Source organism: Hyphomonas sp. FCG-A18 (assembly GCF_045287255.1).
Classification (GTDB): Bacteria; Pseudomonadota; Alphaproteobacteria; order Caulobacterales; family Hyphomonadaceae; genus Henriciella.
The window spans coordinates 2527078-2545618 of record NZ_CP137142.1; the positions used below are offsets into that span (position 1 = coordinate 2527078).

Below are 18541 nucleotides of genomic sequence, written 5' to 3' on the forward strand. Positions count from 1 at the left end.
CCCACACTTCGATCGAGGTCGCAAGAACACCCGATCAGCCTGTTCCAATTGTCTCGGAAGATTTCAGTCTTCCTCAGCGCGCCCGCATAAAACAATCTAAAGTTGTTTTATGCTTATATTCCCCACAAAGATGTACAATTCGTTAGCGTAAACACAGCCTCGATTAACCCTTTGGGGCTAAACAGATTGCATAGAGAGAGGACGGATCTGGCGAGAACCCGACCGTTTCTGTTGCAACATACCGGCGTGAAATGCGGCCACCGTGGCCATGGGCAGTGCCTCTGAAACCGCAAGGTTCAGGCGGACAATCTCATCCGCGCAGACCGTATCGAACAAAGCCGCTTCAATCGCCTTGGAAAGGCTCGCCTCGTCAAAAGGCTTATAGTGAAAGCCGCTCAGCCCCTCACGCTCAGTCACATCAATAAAATCCCCAATCAGCGGGTAGGCCGCTGGCACACCAAACCCTGCGGCCTGATGCAGAACACCGGATGATCCGGTGGTGCTGTCATAGTCGAAGACCGCGAGACGACTGGCGGCAAAGAAAGGGGCAACTTGTGCTTCCTCAATATAGCCAAGGAACTCGATATCCTGATCTTGTGCATGCATATCTTGCAAGGCGGAGAGATAGCCTTGCGCTGCGGGGTGATCCGTCCCGCCAATCCGCAGGACCATGCCCCGATCCGGATACCGATCCCGAACCACTGTAAAGGCTGCAATCAGGCGCTCCAGACGTTTATAGGTGCCAAATTTGCCCATCGTGGAAACAATCAGGTCACGGCGTTCCATCGGCATGACCTCAACCTCGGGACCCGGAAAGGTGCCATGCGGCACCATGTAGACATTCCGCGCCCGGTAGCGGCTTTCCAGCAGCTCTGCAAAACTCTCCAGCGTAACCGTGACATAATGCGCCTTCAGCAAAAGATGTGTCACCAGCTTGCCGGCCATACGAATGAGACCCGCACGCCAGGCATTGTTACCAATAGCGGTTTTCTCCACCTCGATCGCATCAATCAGATTATGCGCGATCACACCGCTTCGAACACCGCGCAGGCGCGACAGTAAAGGGCTTAGCAGACCCAGAGCTGCCGGGATTTCCCGATCACCAAACGAGGCCGTCTGCAGGTTGAACACAACCCCATCAACCTTTGCCTGCCTGATCGCCCCGGCCAGACGCAGCGGTGTGGACCAGTCATTGAACCGCCAGACTCGCCGGACCTCAATCTTGTCATCAAGGTTCAGCGCCTCACCCACCCCATCCATCTGATCAGCCAGGATGATCAGCTTCTCAACATCCGCGCGTTCAGCAAACGCGTTGGCCAGGTGGAAACCATATTCATTCAGCGACCCCGTACTTGGGGGAAAAGCCGTAACGAGAGCGATACGGGTCATGCAGCATCTCCAATGCAGGTTTGATCGGTGGGAGTTTTGAGGAAGTCACAAAGAAAACGGGAGAACTTTTCCCGTGATAGCTCTGACAGGCCATAATGAGCCTGCATGGCTTTGCGCCAGGGCCGCCAGCCGGCCACTTCATCGGGAATTTCGTCAAAGTCATTGAGCGTCCAGACCAGAACGCCATCCAGACCGCCCACCTGCCGGAGCTGTGTGGAAAGCTTTTCGGCCTGTGTCATACGCCCCGGCAAGGTTGGCCAGCGCGAGTGGCCAATCTCCGTCAGCATAACGGGTTTGGGTCCGGCAATGTTTCGGACAAAGGCAAGCCGCTCAGATAAACTGGATGGTGCCTCAAAATCATGAAAGCTGACAATATCCACCTGGTCGACCAAAGCCGACGCGGCGCGGGCATTTGACCAGCCAATGGTGAAAGACAGGTCCGGATAGGTTGCCTGAGCCATACCCAGCAGGGTCGACAACCAAAGATCAACCCGCGCAGCCCCCCAATAATGATAATCGAGATCCGGCTCATTCTTCAGATCAATCAACACTACCGCTGGATGCCTGTCCGCAATCTCAAGAATACGCTGCAGATGTGACCAACCTTGCGTGAGGTCTGCCAGCTCATAGCTCACGCCCATATCAAAACAGGTCAGGATAACCTTCAGATCATGCGTCTGCGCGAGATCGAGTAAGCGTTCAAGACGCTGCAAGGATTGCTCACGGCGCGCCGGAGCCTCGAAAGCCCGACGATTAAGGAAGACCCGAACACTATTCGCGCCCATGGCCCGGATATGTTGAAAATCCGCATTGATCTCGGCCACAGGAAAGCTCGCCCAGAAGTCGGTCCATGGCGCAGACGCCGGATAGTAATTGATCCCGCCAAGGCGTTCTGGCTCACGCGTTTTGCGTGCACTGGCCAAGACAAACTCAGCTGGGGCCTCTATCCGTTCAACATGGCGCACGACCAGACCGATCCGCGTGTCAGCAACCCGAACCGTCTCTGTCATGGTTTTGATATGGCTGTTGAGAAACTGCGCGTAATCAGCACTATAGCGGACATCAAGGTAATCGGTCTCGATCTCGAAGACCGCAAGGCTATGATTACGCAGGACCAGTTTGGGCCTGACCCGACTCTGCAACCGGATTGCCTGACCGGGGGCTGATCCGCGCGTCAAAAGACTTAACGAAGCCCGCGCCTGAAACTCGACCCGGCGTGGATCAGTATAGGCCAACTGTCCTGACAAGGCCCGTTTCAGAAACTCTGAATAGGCAAACACCTCATCAGGTAATAAGGGGCGGCCCGTCTCATCCACAGTTGATTGCCATTGCAGTCGATAGTCCGCGGCAAACTGAGTACTCGGTGACCCGGACGGCTCCAGCAAAGGCTTTGATGGTGCCTGCAAAGCCATCCATACGAGCAGTAGGATCACGCCAGCCAGCACACTCCCTAAGGCAAGAGCCCTGGGCAAACGTCGGATGACGTCGATCATGGGGCCACCCACAGATCGGCGCGCTGTCCGGCCAATGTCAGGCGTACCCGTGCCTCAAGGTCGGGCTGGCGCCATGGCGCGAGGATACTACCCCGCACGGTATAGACGGCTTGTTGTGAGATCAGGCTGCCCCGGACATGCGTGGTTAAAATGCCCTGCACCCCATCAGGCAAGCGATTTCCATATTGGTCCTGCAGGCCTGTCGCTTCAATCTGGCATAAACGGTCCGGCCGGCAGCCATTGACCATCAGTGAGAATGGAACCGGTCCATCCGGGACAATCTCCAGCCACTGGATAGCCGCTTTCGCCCGGCCGGCTTCGGCCCAAACCTCAAGCGCGCCAGCCTGCTCGGTCAACGGCATACGGGCCCGCGCCAGCCCCGCATCTGTAAACGCAATCCGGCGCGAGACAGACTCGCCCTTGCGCATAAAGAAATGGACCAGCGTATCATCGGGTGGGCTTGTCCCGGCTTCGGTCAGCAGTTCAGCCGCCAAAAGAACTGAACCCTCACCAGCAACGATGGTCTTCTGATCCAGATAGACAAAAATCTCGGCAGGGCGACAGACCTCCCGCGCGACGCCCGGTTCACTCAAACAGGCGGCATGCACCAGGGGGACACCCCCGCCTATAATCATCCCTATCAAGCTGAATACTCTAAACATCCTGTCGGTCCCATGCGGTGTCGCACGAGCATCAGGACAGCAAATGGCATTCCACCCGTTTCTCAATGAATTCAGGGCAATAGAGGTTTCATTTCGCAATAATGATTGCAGATTGCAAAGCCTGACCGTCGCATTTTGCAGAGGTTTGATCTCTAATCCCAACAAAACCTACTGGTCTGAAGATTGCGACACCTCACCCATCAGAATGGATGGGAGAAAGCGATGCCTCAAGCATTTTCAAACGGGATAGCAGCACCCACACCGTCGCAGGACACAGTGATTGTCGTCCCCTGCTATAATGAGGCAGAACGGCTGAACACAAATGCGTTTGTCGACTTCGCGTTGACCCATCCCGGCCTGAAATTCCTGTTCGTCGATGACGGTTCTAAAGACGGGACGTTAGCCATTCTCGCGGGCATGCAGATCCGCGCACCACATGTCCTGGATGTGCTCGCCCTGCCTCAGAATGGCGGCAAAGCCGAAGCCGTTCGGCAAGGCCTTCTCTATGCCTCCCGGTCCGGCGCGCGCGCGGTTGGCTATTTCGACGCAGACCTCGCGACCCCGCTTGAGGCGATCGTCGATCTTGGCCGGGTTCTGGACAATCTCGAAAGTGTCGATGTGGTCTTTGGCTCACGCCAGATGGGGCTGGGGCGCAAGATTTTTCGTGAACCGAAGAGGCGTCTGGTGTCCTTTATCTGCGCCAGCCTCGCCCGCGTTGCGACCGGGCTGCCTTTCTCTGACACTCAATGCGGGGCCAAACTGTTCCGGAACAGTCAGGCCCTGCGCACCGCAATCTCGACCCCATTCAAGGCCGGGTGGTTATTTGATGTTGAACTTGCTCTGCGCCTGTCCGCCAGCCTCGCCCCCTATCAGCAACGCTTCTACGAACTCCCGCTGATGGAATGGACCGAGATTGAAGGCTCCAAGATTACCTCAACCGACGTATTTCGCAGTGGCTTTGTGATGCTCGGCCTGATCGCCAAGCGCTGGTCGATCAAGCATGAATTCCGACGCCGGGCCGATCAGACCATCCTGAGCACCCAACCTAAAGTCACACTCTATGGCCACTTTGACCAACAGGATATCGCCTCCCTACGCCTGCGGGCGCAAACACAGGGCGACTTCGCCCAAATCGACCTCTCACAGGTCGAGCAGTTCGGACCATCCGTCTTTCCGGCACTGATTGGCATCTGTGATAGTATTCGGGCCCACGGCGTCGAGCCGTCTATTCTTCTGCCCGATGATGACGCTATTTGTCAGGCCGCTGAGCGGTCTGGGCTCGTGGCCCTATATGACTGTCGCCGCGTGATCGCTCAGGTTCCGGCAAAGCGTCCACAGACAAGCCAAGACACGACCCGCAAGGCGGCCTAGAGCATGACCTCGCTATCCTCAGGCGTCCAAACACGCGCGCGTCAGCTCGCGCGTGCGCCCAGTACGATTATCTTTCTCTCGGCCAATATCGCCAATGCCGCCAACCTCGTCTTCAACATGGTGTTTGCGCGACTGATGGGCCCGGACCTGTTTTCTGATCTCGCCCTTCTGCTCACCCTGAAACTCGCGGCGCTCTCACTCTTTTCGGCCATGCAGTTCGGGTTCTCAAAGATCACAGCGCTGATGCATGCCGATGAGCAGCGCCAGGCCGATATGGTGGCCGGCCTCTCCAAGCTCAGCCTGAAAGTCTCGATCCCGGTCTTCTTCCTGCTGTTCGCCGGGGTGGATGGTCTGGCGCGATTGCTGGCCATGCGGGATCCGATGACCCTGACCCTCGTGCTGCTGATTATTCCGGCGCTTGTTCCAATCAGTCTGTATCGCGGGGTCGCTTATGGTCGCATTGATGTCCCACGCCTTGTCTCATCCTTTCAACTGGAATGGGTCGTCCGGCTTCTGGCCGGGCTCGCCCTTTGGTTTGCGGGCTTTGGCCTGTTGGGCGTCACGCTGGCGCTGGTCGCTTCCGCCTATATTGGCGCGCTGTTCGCAAGTCGCAAATCTGACCGGACGGCATGGCGCAGACGTCAAGCACACAGCGCGTCCGATGGCCTTCTTGCGCTACAGGCAAGTGCTCCATTTCTGGCAATCCAGATCGCGCAAATCCTGATGCTGGATGGCGAGCTGTTTATCGCCAAGGCCGTCTTGCCGGGTACAGAGGCTGGGTATCTGGCCGGACTCGGTCTGATCCAGCGTATCTTCTTCTTTGCCTTCCTGTCCTTTGCCGCACTCCTGCTGCCCATGGTCGCCCGAAAGACGGCCGATCAGGATACCGTAGGGGCGCGGCAGGACCTCTCAAACATGCTGGCGGGCCTGACGGCCCTGGCGATTATTCCACTGACTGTCCTCACCCTGTTTTCTCCCTTCATTTCCGCGCTGCTCTTTGGCGTGGCTTTCCGCCCGATGGCCCCATGGGCCCCTATGGCCGCGATGAGCGCCCTGAGCTTTGCGATTGCCCATCTCGCCATCACCTATTTTGTCGCCCGCGATTATACCGGGCGCGCCTATGGCTTTGCCGGGGTCGCCCTGCTGCAATTTCTGGCGCTTGTTCTGGTTGCTTCGATATGGCCGAGTCTGGCTGCGATCGTCACCGCAAAATTCTTCATCATGATTGCTATCGCCATTGGTGCGATCGCCATGGTCGCAAGGACGTGAGCCATGAGCCTGGTCAAGCGCTCATCGGCCCATGAAGCCCGACGGCTCGTCTATCTTGCGCTGTTTCTGGCCATTACCCTGCATGGTGGATTGCTGCCCTTCACGCTGGGCCAGACCTATGACGCCCATATCCACATGTTCTTTGGCGACCATTACCACCGCAGCTGGTTCGACCCATGGGAGCCGCGCTGGTATACCGGCTTCACCGTCACCGCCTATCCACCCGGCAGTCACCAGCTGATCGGGCTGCTCCTCTATCTTGTTCCTCACAAAGCCGCTTTCATTATTGTTCAGGTTCTGGCGGTCCTGATCCTCGTGCTTGGTGTCTATCGGTTCTCCCGGCTCTGGGTCAGTGATATGGCGGCGGCTCTGGCCAGCCTGCTCTGTGTTGGCTCAACCGCGATCGCCGAAACGGTACACATTTTTGGACAATTGCCGACCACGCTGTCCCTGGGCATCTTCCTGAATGCGACACCGCATGTTTATGCTTGGGTCCGACAGGGGCGGAAACAGGACATCCCCTTTGCCCTGATCCTGACTGCTGGCGCAACAGCGGCTCACCATGTCACCCCGATTTTTGCGACCCTTTTTTTCGTGGTCCCTTTAGGCTTGCGGGCATGGTCAGCCAGCCTCCCGCCAGACACCAGCCTATTCGCGCCTTCTAGCTGGCCGCCCCTACCACACTTCACGGCCGCGCCGATACGCGGGCTGATCCTTGGCCTGATAATGCTTCTGGTGATCATCCTTGTTGTCTTCCCATACTGGCATTGGTCAGTTACGGACCCGATCACGCAGGTCAGCATTCCCCATGGCAGCCGCGAAAGCTTCCTTGAATACCCAAATTTCGGATTGATGTTTTTCATCATCCCATGGGGGCCTTTGCTCGCCATCATCCCTTATGTGATCTGGTGTGTGTTTCGCACCTCCCTTTGGCCGCTGGCTCTGTCAGTCCTGATCTGCCTCTTACTCGGCACGGGCGGCACAACCCCGCTGCCACGGCTCATCTTTGGCTCGGCTTTTGATATCCTGACGCTTGATCGGTTCACTTTCTGGGCCGTGATCATGACGCTGCCCTTTGCCGGGGCGGCTTTGGTTTCACTGCTGTCAGGGTCTGCGCGACGGGTTGTGAATGCAGCTCTAGGCCAGGTGGTGACTCAGGTTGCGCTGGCAGCCCTTGTCATAGCCTATGCCCTGACCGGCGTGATGGTCGCGGCGCTCCCTTTGGTCAAACCGACACAACCCGCCCCACTCGACCCCGATCCCATCGTTCAGTTCATGGCCCGGGATGATCATAATCGCTGGCGTTATCTCACCCTCGGTTTTGGCGATCAGTTCGCCTATCACTCCGCGCTGATTGATGGCCTGTCTGTGGATGGCAATTATCATTCGGCGCGGCGCCTGCCCCACCTCACCGCCTACTCGGTCGAGCGTCTGGAGAACTCCAAATATCTTGGCCTTCCCGGCCTTAGCGCCCTGAAGCAAATCATCACCAATGCCGAGATGTATAATCTCAAATACATTTTCTCCAATGATGCTTTCTATGACCCACTCCTTTACTTTGGTGGCTGGACGCGCCTGCAACGCTTGCGCAATGGCGTTGTCGTCTGGGAGAAAGTCGGGGTTTCACCTATCGAGTTTCCACTGCCCAGACAGACGCTTGCACCATACAAAACGATCATGTGGGGCACGATCCCGCCAGCCAGCCTACTGCTGGTGTTTGCAGCCTTGTTTGGTCTGGCCATCACGGGCCAGCTGATCCCGACACAGGCGCACGGACGAGCGCCTCAAGCCCCTCGCACGCCGAACCCAAAGACGGTTCTGATCATGCGCTATACAAGTCTCACACTAGCAGGTATCGCGTTCGCCCTGGCCGCCATCATCAGCCTGCGACCGCACGCGCAAGACAATGCCGAAGCCACACTTGAACAGTATTATACGGACCTGGACTTGCGGGATTTCGAAGCTGCCTATGACAAGCTCCTTCCCGGCTTACGGCCTGACTTCCAAACCTATCTCAAGACCTTGCGCAATCGGGGCGGTCTGATCGGGTCCTATGCCAAGCTGGCCGACATCAAGATGGCCAGCCACACGCTGTCACCAACTAAAACACAAATCAAAACCACCCGCACATATCTGAGCGCGCTTGGTACACAGGATGTTGAAAGCACGGAAACCCTTATTCTGACCGAGGGTGGCTGGCGGGTGAAAGACCCGATCACCCCGAAGACCCTGACCCATGCCCTGACCACACGTGAAATTGAAGCCGCCTCGCAGGATCTCTCCGTGACGCGTATGCCGATGCGTGGAACCGGCGCGGCGAGTCTGGATCGGCCCCGCGTCACCGCCTCTGAACCTGTTCTGGTCAATCTGGGACCACGCCTGAAAGTCGTCGGTGCCGTGACCAATACCGCGACCTATCCCGCTTGCCTCGACATCACAGCCAAGGCGCAATTCGGTAAGAACCAAAGCGTATTGCAGCATATGGGGGATCTCGGCAGTCATCGACTCTCGCCCAGTGAAACCCGGCATTACAGCATCGAATTTGAGGGGGTTCTGGACTTACAGGACAGCCCTGCCGCGCAAGGCACCCCCGCCAAAGGGTTCCGCCTGCCCACCTTCTCAACCGACCCGGAAGCGGTCGAAGTCAGGGTCGCAACCTTTCCATGCCCGACCAGCAGTATGCCAGGCCTGATCATCGATAATGTCGATACGACAGACCCGGAATCGCTGGGGGTCACCCTGACCAATCATGGCACGCGCGTGGCGGACATTGTCAGACTATCCCTCACCTATTTTGATGCACAGGGGCGCGCGATTCTGATTGCGCCCTATTATCTGGAAGCCAACCTCATCCCCGGCGAAATTCGGACAGAGACAGTCCCGCTTTACATGGCAGAGCCCGTGCGTGTTGTGCGGGTCCTGGATCAGCCTTTGGTCAACGGGCAGGATTATGAGCACGAGCCTGAAGCAGCATCGATAAAACTGCCGCTTGATCCATCATCCTCGTTCGCAGCAGTTTCGATTGAGCTGGACGCGATGCCCTTCGCCCCGACACGATAATCCCGTCAGGCGTATTTCAGCGGCAAACGATTAGTTGATTTGATAATCTCCATGGCAAAGTGCGAGGAGACATCAGAGAAATCGACCAGCTTGATCAGGCGGCGATAGACGGAATCATAGGTCCCGATATCCGGGCAGACGATCTTCATCAGGTAATCCATCTCGCCGCTCATTCGGTAGACCTCGACAATCTCTTCAATCTTCGATGCCGCGGCCTCAAACGCCTTCAGCCATTCTGTATTGTGCATATTGGTCTTCACGCTCACAAACACGGTCAGCGGAATACCGAGCGCTTCCCGGTCCAGCACAGCCACACGTCCGGTAATGATCCCAGCCTCTTCAAGCCGTTTCAGACGCTTCCATGTCGGGGTGACACTACGCCCGATCCGTTCGGCGAGATCCGCAACTTGCAGGCTGGCATCCTCCTGCAAAGCTTCCAAAAGCTTCCTATCAATATCATTCATCTATTTTTGACCCCTAAAGGAGAATGAAATTCTACAACAATGTCATTTTGTATAACGCTTTAGAACGGATTTCTAGCCACTTCGCGATATCAAGTACTGCAGACAAAACGAAGGAGTGCTGACCAATGAAACTGTTCACTGAACATCCCGCAACAGCCGGGGAGTCCTATTTCGAACATATGGGCAGCGCGATGTCTTTTGCGGCGGCAATGTTTACCGCCAGTCTTGCCTGCTTCCTCCATGCGTTCCTCCCATTCTTGTTCAAAACGCGCGGCAGAGACACGATCAGCGATCTATACGTCCGCATGGTGACGCATCGCCACAAGGACGCCATCCCGCCAGAAGGCTCCCTGCGGGCAAGCCGGCGCTAAAACCGCGTGATCACCGCTAAACCCTTCCTGGCATGGCCTGATACAGGCCTTGTTGATAGCTTGCGCAAGCTTGCACCGGGCCTGTTGCTGGCCGGAACGATTGCCTTTGCGGCAAAGTTCGTTTCCGCTGAATATGGCGGCCCGGTCATCCTGCTCGCTTTGCTGCTGGGGATGGCGTTTAATTTCCTGTCCTCGAGTCAAGACTGCGCGCCGGGGATCGATTTTGCCAGCCGCTCTGTCTTGCGCATTGGTGTTGTCCTGATGGGCGCTGCGATCACGATGGAGAATATCGTCGATCTTGGCCTTTCAACCTTCTTACTGGTTGCCTGTGGGCTGACTTTTGCCCTGATCGGGGGTTACTGGATCGGCCGCTTGTTTGGCCTTAAGCCTGAACACGCCATCCTGACCGCCGGGTCTGTCGGCATTTGCGGAGCATCCGCCGCCATGGCGATTTCCTGTGTCCTGTCAAAGTCCAAAGAGACCGAACAGAACACGCTACACACTGTGGTTGGCGTCACCACGCTCTCAACCCTGGCCATGGTGCTCTACCCGCTGCTGACGCGGTTTTCAGGTTTTGATGATGTTCAGGCTGGCACCTATCTTGGCGCAACCATCCACGATGTCGCGCAGGTGATCGGTGCGGGCTATCTGATTTCTGATGAGGCTGGCCAAACCGCCGCCATCGTCAAGCTGACCCGCGTCGCCATGCTCGCCCCCATCGTTGTGATGATTGCCCTTTTTATCAAAAGCAGAGGCCAAGGAAGCGGCAAACCCTCCAAAACGCCGGGTATACCGCTTTTCGTCCTTGGCTTTGTTGCCCTGATGATTGCCAACAGCCTCGGGTGGCTGCCACGCGGGTCCAGCGAGATCATGTCAGACGCCGCGCGCTGGTGCCTGGTTATCGCCGTGGCGGGCCTTGGCGTGAAAACCTCAGTGCGCGACCTGATCGGCATGGGGCACAAGCCCGTGCTCGTCCTCTGTGTCCAGACCGCCGCGCTCGCCGCCTTTGCCTGGCTCGGCCTGATGCTGATCGCGGCGCTGTAGCGGTCGCGCTTATCCCGGTTGAACCTCGGTAAAGCGACCGCCGTCTTTGGCGAGGCGTTTCAGGGTTTCGCTCGGTGCAAACCGCTCATCCTCTGCGCCCAGACGCTCCATGGTCGCAAGGACCGCTTCCGCGCCCACCATATCGCCATACAGCATTGGGCCACCTTTATCGGCAGGCCAGCCATAGCCGTTGAGCCAGACAATATCGATATCGGAAGCGCGTTGGGCTTTCTTCTCCTCAAGGATTTTCAGCCCCTCATTGATCATCGGGTGGATACAGGCGGCAATAATCTCATCCTGCGCCGGGGCCGCGCCAGCCTCAACGCCTGTGATCTCTCTAATGATCTTGGCGGTTACCTCTGATGGGATCGGGCGGCGATTTTCGTCATAGTCATAATAGCCAGCACCGGTCTTCTGGCCGCGGCGGTCCAGCTCACATAGCTCATCGCGGATCGGATTGGCCGTCTTCGCGCCTTTCTTCCAGCCAATGTCGAGCCCGGCAAGGTCAGACATCTGATACGGCCCCATGCGGAACCCGAACGCGTTTAGCGCCGCATCGACATCCCAGGGCATCGCGCCTTTCGCCACCAGTTTCTGGGCCTGCGTCTGCCGGGCAAACAGGATGCGGTTGCCAACAAAGCCCGGGCAAACCCCGACCAGAACCGCGATCTTGTTGATCGTCTTGGCTAGATCCATACAGGTCGCGATGACATCATCAGCGGTATGATCCGCGCGCACAATTTCCAGCAGCTTCATGACATTGGCAGGCGAGAAGAAGTGCAACCCAATGACATCTTCCGGCCGCTTGGTGACGCTGGCAATCTCATCAATATCCAGCGCCGAAGTATTCGTCGCGAGGATCGCCCCTGGCTTCATCACGCGGTCGAGGTCGGTGAAGATTTTCTTCTTCAGGTCCATATCCTCGAACACTGCTTCGATGATGAGGTCGCAATCAGCAAAGTCCTCCATGCTCAGCGTGCCGATCAAGCGGCCCATCCGCTCCTCGACCTCTTCAACCGGGAACCGACCCTTATCGGCGCTGCGCTGATAGTGTCCGCGCACGGTTTTGAGACCGCGATCCAGCGCGTCCTGCTTTTGCTCCAGAATGATGACCGGGATGCCCGCTGTGGCAAAGTTCATCGAGATACCACCGCCCATCGTGCCCGCACCAATGATGCCGACTTTCTCGATCTTGCGGCGCGGCGTGTCGGCAGGAACATCCGGAACGGTCCAGGCATCCCGCCCGGACTGAGCAATATAATCGGAAACTTCAGCGGGGGTCATCGCGATGGCAGGCATAGGACTTCTCTTTCAATTAGATCCAGCCAGCGTATCGGTTCGCCCTGGCCAGAACAATATCTGACCGTGGGTCAAACTACTCCCACTCAATCGTGCCGGGGGGTTTGCTGGTGATATCGTAGACGACGCGATTGACGCCTTTGACTTCATTGATGATCCGCGTCGCAACGCGGCCTAGGAAGGCATGGTCAAACGGGAAGTAATCGGCGGTCATGCCATCGGTTGAGGTCACCGCGCGCAGGGCAAGCACGCTTTCATAGGTGCGCTCATCGCCCATCACACCGACCGTATTGACGGGTAACAGCACTGCGAAAGCCTGCCAGATGTCATCGTACAGCCCGTTCTTGCGCAGCTCCTCGAGATAGATCGCATCCGCCTTGCGCAACGTGTCGGCTTTCTCGCGGGTAATCTCCCCCGGAATACGGATAGCAAGGCCCGGCCCCGGGAAGGGGTGGCGACCAATAAAGGCGTCCGGCAAGCCCAGCTCACGGCCCAGCGCACGAACCTCATCCTTGAACAATTCGCGCAACGGCTCGACCAGTTGCATCTTCATCCGCTCAGGCAGGCCGCCAACATTGTGGTGAGACTTAATCGTCACCGAAGGCCCGCCAATGGCCGAAACGCTTTCAATCACGTCCGGATAGAGCGTGCCCTGCGCGAGGAAATCGGCCCCGCCAATCTTTTTCGCCTCTTCATCAAACACATCGATGAACAGCTTGCCGATAATCTTGCGTTTGCGCTCCGGATCGCTCACGCCTGCCAGTTCCCCAAGGAACAAGTCAGAGGCATCGACATGGACGAGCGGGATATTGTAATGCTCGCGGAACAAGCTCACGACCTGCTCACTTTCATTGGCGCGCATCAGGCCATGATCAACATAAACGCAGGTCAGCTGTGAACCGATCGCTTCGTGGATCAGGACCGCAGCCACAGAGCTATCCACCCCGCCTGAGAGGCCACAAATCACCCGGCCAGAGCCAACCTGCTCGCGGATTTTGGCAATCGCCTCCTCGCGATAGGCCGCCATCGTCCAGTCGCCCTTCAGGCCTGCAATGCCATGGGTGAAATTGCGCAGCATTTTGGCTCCGTGGACCGTGTGCACGACTTCCGGATGGAACTGTGTGCCATAGAATTTGCGTTCCGGGTCGGCGATCACCGCATAAGGCGCGCCCGGTGATTTTGCGATCACGCCAAAGCCCGGTGCCATCTGGGCAACATGGTCGCCATGGCTCATCCAGACTTCTTCTTGGTTGTCCCCCTCGAACAGGCCCTCAAACAACGGATCATCGCTTTGCTGATCAATAAAGGCGCGGCCAAACTCGCGGCTGGTCCCGCTCTCAACCTTACCGCCAAGCTGTTCCATCATCGTCTGCTGACCATAACAGATGCCCAGCACGGGTACGCCGAGTTCAAACACGGCATTATCGGCGCGCGGGCTATCTTCCCAGGTCACACTGGACGGACCACCCGACAGAATGATCGCTTGTGGATCATAGCTGCGGATGAAGGCCTCATCGGCTTTGTTGAAAGGGTGGATTTCGCAATAGACCCCGCTCTCGCGAAGCCTGCGTGCAATCAGCTGCGTCACCTGAGAGCCAAAGTCGATAATCAGGGCGCGTTCGTGTCGCTCGGACGTATTCAGATCAGCCATGGCAGGCTGTTAGCCGAGTCTGGCGTGCGGGGGAATGGGGGAAATGCCTACAGCCTCTCCGGCACGCTAGACTTGAGCCTGCATTCTCGGCTGTGGCAGCGCCTCAACATTGTTCTTCTGGCTGGCCTGACGCAGCTGGCTCGCAGCGAGCGCAGCGAGATAGGCCGGGAAGGCATTCGGCTGACCAAGCGCAAATCCCTGCAGCGTATCGCAGCCCAAGGATGACAGGATCTGCCCGACCGTGACCGTCTCGACGCCTTCTGCCACAATCTCTGCATTATAGGCTTTGCCGATCTGCGCAATTGAGCGGATAAGACGCTGTGCATCGGCTGAGTCCTCAACCTCCAACAGGACTTCGCGGGCAATCTTCAACCGCGCCGGGCGCAGTTTCTGAAGACACAGAATAGATGCATGGCCTGTTCCGAAATCATCGATTTCTATGTCAAACCCATGCGCGCGCAAGCGCTCCACTCGCGGCAACACATCTTCCATCTCACCATCGAAATAGATGGTTTCGCTCAGCTCCAGACTGATCGCGCTGGCTGGTACCTCAAGGTTTTCAAGCATCTCCATATAGCTATCTTTCATCAGCGATTGCCCGGACACATTGACCGCCACGCGTGGCAATTTAACCCCGGCTCGAGTCGCCGCCAGAATATCGCGCTCAACCGCCTCAAGGACCAACTTGTCCAGCTCTGAGGTCAGGCCAAGCGAGTGAAGCGCCGCCTTGAAGCATTCGGCGGTCTGCAGGCCGCGGACAGGATGTTGCCAGCGGGCCAGAGCCTCGGCCCCAACAATCGCACCCGTCTTGGCATCCAGCTGCGGCTGATAGTGAACCAGGAACTCGTCGCGATCAAACGCATAGAGGAGTTCATCGGCAATGCGCTTGGCCTCTTCAACTTCCTGCGCCAGCTCCTCAGAGAAGAACTCGTACCGGCCACGGCCCAACTCCTTGGCGCGATAGAGCGCGATATCGGCTTGCACCAGCAGGTCTGCAGCGGTCTCGGTTTCCGACAGAGATGAGGATATCCCGATCCCAATCCCGATACTCGCCCCAAAGTGGCAGACATTCTCATTGTACGGTACAGGCTGGCGCAGGGCATCGATAATGCGTTCTGCCAATGCCTCCAGATTAGCCCGCGACGTGTTGAGCGTTGGCAACAGGACAAACTCATCCCCGCCAACCCGTGCGACAATATCCTTCTTGCGCGCGCACTGTTTCAGGCGCCGGGCCACTTGTTTGAGGACATGATCGCCTGCGGCATGGCCCAGCGTGTCATTTATCGCCTTAAACCGGTCCAGATCGATGTGCATAACACTGATGCTGGCATGGCTATCCTTGGTGTCCTTTTTCAGCTTGGCGATCATTTCATTCAACGCCCTGCGATTGGGCAGACCCGTCAGCGCATCATGCTTGGCATCATGCTCAACCTGCTTTTTGAGGCGCTCCAGTTCACGATTCCGCTCCAGCGCCCGGATCCGTGACACACCCAGCACCTCAGTCTGATGCTCAAGTTTGCGCAGGGATGAGGTCACAGAAATCTGCGCCGGGATAAAAATAAACAGGGCTTCCATGAACAGGACAACGATAGCCGCGATGAGCGACCAATGTTGTATCTCACGCAGGCCGATCGAGTGCGCGTCCGCGATCTCCTCAAATTCGAGAACTGCCCGGTCGAGATCTGCGAGCAATGCATCTCGGTCAAATGCCAGAAGTTCGGAAATCCCGACTGTGTCGTCCTGCAAAACGCGCAGGGCCAGCACAGTGAACTGTTGCACCCGCTGATTAAGCTGCCCGGCTCCTCCGTAAAGGTCGATCACATCCTTTGCCAGTTCAGGCTCATTTTCCAACATGGGATCATTTGCGAGAGCCTGTTGCGACTCCGCCATCAACTCGACTGCCGCGATGGCGCGCACACGGTGCATCTCCTGCCCGGTATTCTCGAAGTTGGAGGTATAGAAGAGGATACGCTGACTCAGCATGCTTTGACGCCCGGCCATGCTGACCAGTTCAGCATCTCTTGCGCTTTCCTCAACAGCACGCGTTGCCGCAAAATGACTGGTCCCCAAGAAACCAGCCAAAACAAGAATGGCCACAATATATCGTCGCCACAGTTTCCTTGGATTTATCCTCACCATTTCCAGCCCCACTATAAATATGTATTTTTTTGTGCATGGACCTTATTCCACTCGCCATCAGTAGAAAAAATAAAGCCTAACGCAGGGTGAACACAAAATATAAATACCCTAGAGTCAGGATATTTAAGCAAATAATACATATTTTTATTGTATGATTACAACCTAAAGGGGTAATAAATATATTCGACACCCGCATAAGTTACAGCAAGTACTACAATACGTATAAATACTTACTGATGTCTATTTGCATTTCGCAAAACCGCAAAAAAGAACCCATCTGTTCCTGCGCTTCGGGGCGTCAGCCGCACCGACCCATCAGGCCCTTGCCCGGCTTTGACAACGGCTACCCCTTCATCCGTCAGCAAGTTGCTTTCAACCACATGGGCGACAGCATCTTCCTGAACCCAACCCGGGTGCGCCTCCAGGAACGCGTTCACGCGATCCTCATCCTCCTCGATCAGGAAAGAGCAAGTCGCATAGAGCATCCGGCCACCCGGTTTGACGTATTTCGCAGCGCCATTGAGCACGTCTGTCTGTTGCTCAACCCGGGTTTGCAGCGATCCGGGTTTGACCCGCCATTTCGTGTCGGGCCGCCGTCGCCAGGTTCCCGTGCCTGTACAGGGCGCATCGACAAAGACACAATCCATCTGCCCCTCCAACGCCGCCAGCGCTTCAGGCTCGCGCGGATGCACCATCTGAACATTATGTGCGCCGGAGCGCTTCAGACGCGGGATCAGAGCCGAGAGCCGCCGTCCATCAATGTCATAGGCGAAGACCTGCCCCTTGCCGCCCATCGCAGCGGCTAGCGCTAGCGTCTTACCGCCACCCCCGGCGCAATAGTCGAGCACTTGCTCTCCCGCCCGGACATTCGCCGCCGCGGCCGCAATCTGCGACCCGGCATCCTGCACCTCGACCCAGCCCTTGGAATAGGCCGGGATACTCTCCAGCGAGGCTTCACGCTGGGACGGATCACGCGCTGGGATATGGAAGGCATGCTTAAGCAGGCGTGAGGGTTCAGCCTTGGCACTGCGCAGCGGGGCAGAGGCTTTTTCAGCATCCACTTTCAGCGTGTTAACCCGCAAGTCGACATCCGCCCGCACGGCCATGGCCTGACCTTCAACCCCTGCCATTTCGCCAAAGACGCGCGTCATATGGGGGCTAAGCCATTCGGGAAAATCGCCGACAATATGGGCCTCTGCTGCGGGGTCCGGGGCCATGACCAGTCGTTCGCGTTCCTGCAAAGTCAAAGCAGACGGGGCATGTTGCTCATCCATCGCGTCATCAATCTTGCGAATATCCCAGCCCCAGGCATGGGCCAGTGCGCCCAGCACCAGACCGCGCGGGCTGTCATCGCCCATCGCATGGCCAATCGAATTGCGTTTGCGCAGCGCGTCCAGAACCAGACCACTCACCCAGGCCCGATCCTTCGAGCCGGCATAGCGCGCCCGCTTGCCCCAGTCGCGCGAAGCCACTTTCACAGGCTGGTGCCGGTTCAGCACATCGCTGAGCACATCAATCGCCGCTGCAATCCGTCCGCCATCACGCATAATTTCGATCTCACCTAAAAAACGAGTTGCCCTGTCTAGGCTGCCTGCCCTCTAATGCAAACCGGAGGAGACACACAAATGCAAATTGACCTGACCGATAGCGGCTTGCGCCCCGCAAGCATGAGCGACTGGAAGCAAGTTGCGGATATTACCGCCGAAGGGTTTCGTGAAGATCCGGTCAATACTTGGGTATTTGGCAATCCACGGGCCATTCTGTCCGCGATGCGGGTCCTTGCGCGCGACAGCTATCTCAAACATGGCTTTAGCCACCTGCATGGCGATGGTGGTTCAACCCTATGGCTTGCCCCCGGCGTGGCAGGTGATCTGGGGCCACTTCCCATGCTCAAACTGGCTCTGGGGCAAGTTCGGCATGGCCAGAAAGGGGCGATCGCGCGCGCCATCGAGCTCGGTAAGCGTATGGATGCCCATCATCCCAAAGAGCCACACATGTACCTGTTCGCGATTACGACACGCCTGTCCTCGCGCGGTAAAGGGGTGGGCAAGGCCCTGCTCGCCCCGGTACTTGCTCATTGCGACCGTGAGGGCATTCCCGTCTATCTGGAAAACTCCAATCCGGACAATACTGGCTTTTACGGCGCGCATGGGTTTGAGCGGATGACCCTGTTTGACGTTGGCGAGGGTGGCCCAGTGATGGAGCCGATGTGGCGTGAGCCAAAGACTTAAACCATAAAGGCTTTCCCGCATCCCCTCCCAACCGCCCGCAGAGGCTACCCTTGGGGTGGTTGGGAGGGGATGCGGGAAACACAAAAGCCCCAAACCAA

Annotated in this window: 14 protein-coding genes; 6 read left to right on the forward strand and 8 right to left on the reverse strand. The window is 57.3% G+C overall.

Annotated features, from left to right (window positions below; translation table 11 throughout):
• Positions 1–177 precede the first annotated feature (177 nt).
• Genes RYZ27_RS12485 through RYZ27_RS12495 form a run of 3 tightly spaced genes read right to left on the reverse strand, consistent with a single transcriptional unit; the run spans position 178 to position 3475 of the window.
• Positions 178–1389: a hypothetical protein gene (locus tag RYZ27_RS12485; protein WP_406679847.1), complete on the reverse strand. Its 1212-nt coding sequence runs from the start codon at positions 1387–1389 to the stop codon at positions 178–180.
• The gene (locus RYZ27_RS12490) at positions 1386–2882 is read right to left on the reverse strand and encodes a hypothetical protein (protein ID WP_406679848.1); all 1497 of its coding nucleotides are present in this window, start codon (positions 2880–2882) and stop codon (positions 1386–1388) included. Before RYZ27_RS12490 ends, RYZ27_RS12485 begins: the two co-directional genes overlap by 4 nt.
• Positions 2879–3475: a hypothetical protein gene (locus RYZ27_RS12495; RefSeq protein ID WP_406679849.1), complete on the reverse strand. Its 597-nt coding sequence runs from the start codon at positions 3473–3475 to the stop codon at positions 2879–2881. The genes RYZ27_RS12490 and RYZ27_RS12495 overlap by 4 nt, the downstream gene beginning before the upstream one ends.
• A 291-nt stretch (positions 3476–3766) precedes the next feature.
• Between RYZ27_RS12495 and RYZ27_RS12500 the strand changes: the two genes are divergently transcribed.
• Genes RYZ27_RS12500 through RYZ27_RS12510 form a run of 3 tightly spaced genes read left to right on the forward strand, consistent with a single transcriptional unit; the run spans position 3767 to position 9244 of the window.
• A complete protein-coding gene (locus RYZ27_RS12500; protein WP_406679850.1) occupies positions 3767–4915 on the forward strand; it encodes a glycosyltransferase in 1149 nt (382 codons plus the stop codon).
• Positions 4916–4918: 3 nt separating this feature from the next.
• Positions 4919–6184: a lipopolysaccharide biosynthesis protein gene (locus RYZ27_RS12505; protein ID WP_406679851.1), complete on the forward strand. Its 1266-nt coding sequence runs from the start codon at positions 4919–4921 to the stop codon at positions 6182–6184.
• A gap of 3 nt (positions 6185–6187) precedes the next feature.
• On the forward strand, positions 6188–9244 hold the full coding sequence (locus RYZ27_RS12510; RefSeq protein WP_406679852.1) for a hypothetical protein: 3057 nt from the start codon (positions 6188–6190) through the stop codon (positions 9242–9244).
• A 5-nt stretch (positions 9245–9249) separates the two neighbouring features.
• Here the strand turns inward: RYZ27_RS12510 and RYZ27_RS12515 are convergent, their stop codons facing one another.
• On the reverse strand, positions 9250–9708 hold the full coding sequence (locus RYZ27_RS12515; protein WP_406679853.1) for an Lrp/AsnC family transcriptional regulator: 459 nt from the start codon (positions 9706–9708) through the stop codon (positions 9250–9252).
• 125 nt (positions 9709–9833) lie between these two features.
• On the opposite strand from RYZ27_RS12515, the gene RYZ27_RS12520 reads away from it, so the two are divergent.
• Together RYZ27_RS12520 and RYZ27_RS12525 are read left to right on the forward strand one after the other, a co-directional pair.
• Positions 9834–10079 (forward strand): DUF6356 family protein, encoded by a 246-nt coding sequence (locus RYZ27_RS12520; RefSeq protein ID WP_406679854.1) that lies wholly within the window; start codon positions 9834–9836, stop codon positions 10077–10079.
• Positions 10080–10085: 6 nt separating this feature from the next.
• The gene (locus RYZ27_RS12525) at positions 10086–11123 is read left to right on the forward strand and encodes a YeiH family protein (RefSeq protein ID WP_406679855.1); all 1038 of its coding nucleotides are present in this window, start codon (positions 10086–10088) and stop codon (positions 11121–11123) included.
• Positions 11124–11132: 9 nt separating this feature from the next.
• Here the strand turns inward: RYZ27_RS12525 and RYZ27_RS12530 are convergent, their stop codons facing one another.
• From RYZ27_RS12530 to RYZ27_RS12545, 4 genes are all read right to left on the reverse strand, one after another.
• Positions 11133–12422: a 3-hydroxyacyl-CoA dehydrogenase NAD-binding domain-containing protein gene (locus RYZ27_RS12530; RefSeq protein ID WP_406679856.1), complete on the reverse strand. Its 1290-nt coding sequence runs from the start codon at positions 12420–12422 to the stop codon at positions 11133–11135.
• A 76-nt stretch (positions 12423–12498) separates the two neighbouring features.
• Positions 12499–14073, reverse strand: coding sequence for a glutamine-hydrolyzing GMP synthase (gene guaA, locus RYZ27_RS12535; protein ID WP_406679857.1), 1575 nt, complete (start codon positions 14071–14073; stop codon positions 12499–12501).
• Between the two features lie 66 nt (positions 14074–14139).
• On the reverse strand, positions 14140–16170 hold the full coding sequence (locus RYZ27_RS12540; protein ID WP_406679858.1) for a putative bifunctional diguanylate cyclase/phosphodiesterase: 2031 nt from the start codon (positions 16168–16170) through the stop codon (positions 14140–14142).
• 272 nt (positions 16171–16442) lie between these two features.
• Positions 16443–17759, reverse strand: a complete 1317-nt coding sequence (locus tag RYZ27_RS12545; protein WP_406679859.1) for an RsmB/NOP family class I SAM-dependent RNA methyltransferase — start codon at positions 17757–17759, stop codon at positions 16443–16445.
• A 78-nt stretch (positions 17760–17837) separates the two neighbouring features.
• Between RYZ27_RS12545 and RYZ27_RS12550 the strand changes: the two genes are divergently transcribed.
• Positions 17838–18443: a GNAT family N-acetyltransferase gene (locus RYZ27_RS12550; protein ID WP_406679860.1), complete on the forward strand. Its 606-nt coding sequence runs from the start codon at positions 17838–17840 to the stop codon at positions 18441–18443.
• Positions 18444–18541: the final 98 nt, after the last annotated feature.

Excerpts from the sequence above, each read along its gene's own strand:
- RYZ27_RS12545 (WP_406679859.1), bottom strand. The coding sequence starts at position 17,759 with ATGCGTGATGGCGGACGGATTGCAGCGGCGATTGATGTGCTCAGCGAT.
- RYZ27_RS12490 (WP_406679848.1), bottom strand. The coding sequence starts at position 2,882 with ATGATCGACGTCATCCGACGTTTGCCCAGGGCTCTTGCCTTAGGGAGT.
- RYZ27_RS12485 (WP_406679847.1), bottom strand. The coding sequence starts at position 1,389 with ATGACCCGTATCGCTCTCGTTACGGCTTTTCCCCCAAGTACGGGGTCG.
- RYZ27_RS12510 (WP_406679852.1), top strand. The coding sequence starts at position 6,188 with ATGAGCCTGGTCAAGCGCTCATCGGCCCATGAAGCCCGACGGCTCGTC.
- RYZ27_RS12515 (WP_406679853.1), bottom strand. The coding sequence starts at position 9,708 with ATGAATGATATTGATAGGAAGCTTTTGGAAGCTTTGCAGGAGGATGCC.
- RYZ27_RS12505 (WP_406679851.1), top strand. The coding sequence starts at position 4,919 with ATGACCTCGCTATCCTCAGGCGTCCAAACACGCGCGCGTCAGCTCGCG.
- guaA (WP_406679857.1), bottom strand. The coding sequence starts at position 14,073 with ATGGCTGATCTGAATACGTCCGAGCGACACGAACGCGCCCTGATTATC.
- RYZ27_RS12530 (WP_406679856.1), bottom strand. The coding sequence starts at position 12,422 with ATGCCTGCCATCGCGATGACCCCCGCTGAAGTTTCCGATTATATTGCT.
- RYZ27_RS12520 (WP_406679854.1), top strand. The coding sequence starts at position 9,834 with ATGAAACTGTTCACTGAACATCCCGCAACAGCCGGGGAGTCCTATTTC.
- RYZ27_RS12500 (WP_406679850.1), top strand. The coding sequence starts at position 3,767 with ATGCCTCAAGCATTTTCAAACGGGATAGCAGCACCCACACCGTCGCAG.
- RYZ27_RS12550 (WP_406679860.1), top strand. The coding sequence starts at position 17,838 with ATGCAAATTGACCTGACCGATAGCGGCTTGCGCCCCGCAAGCATGAGC.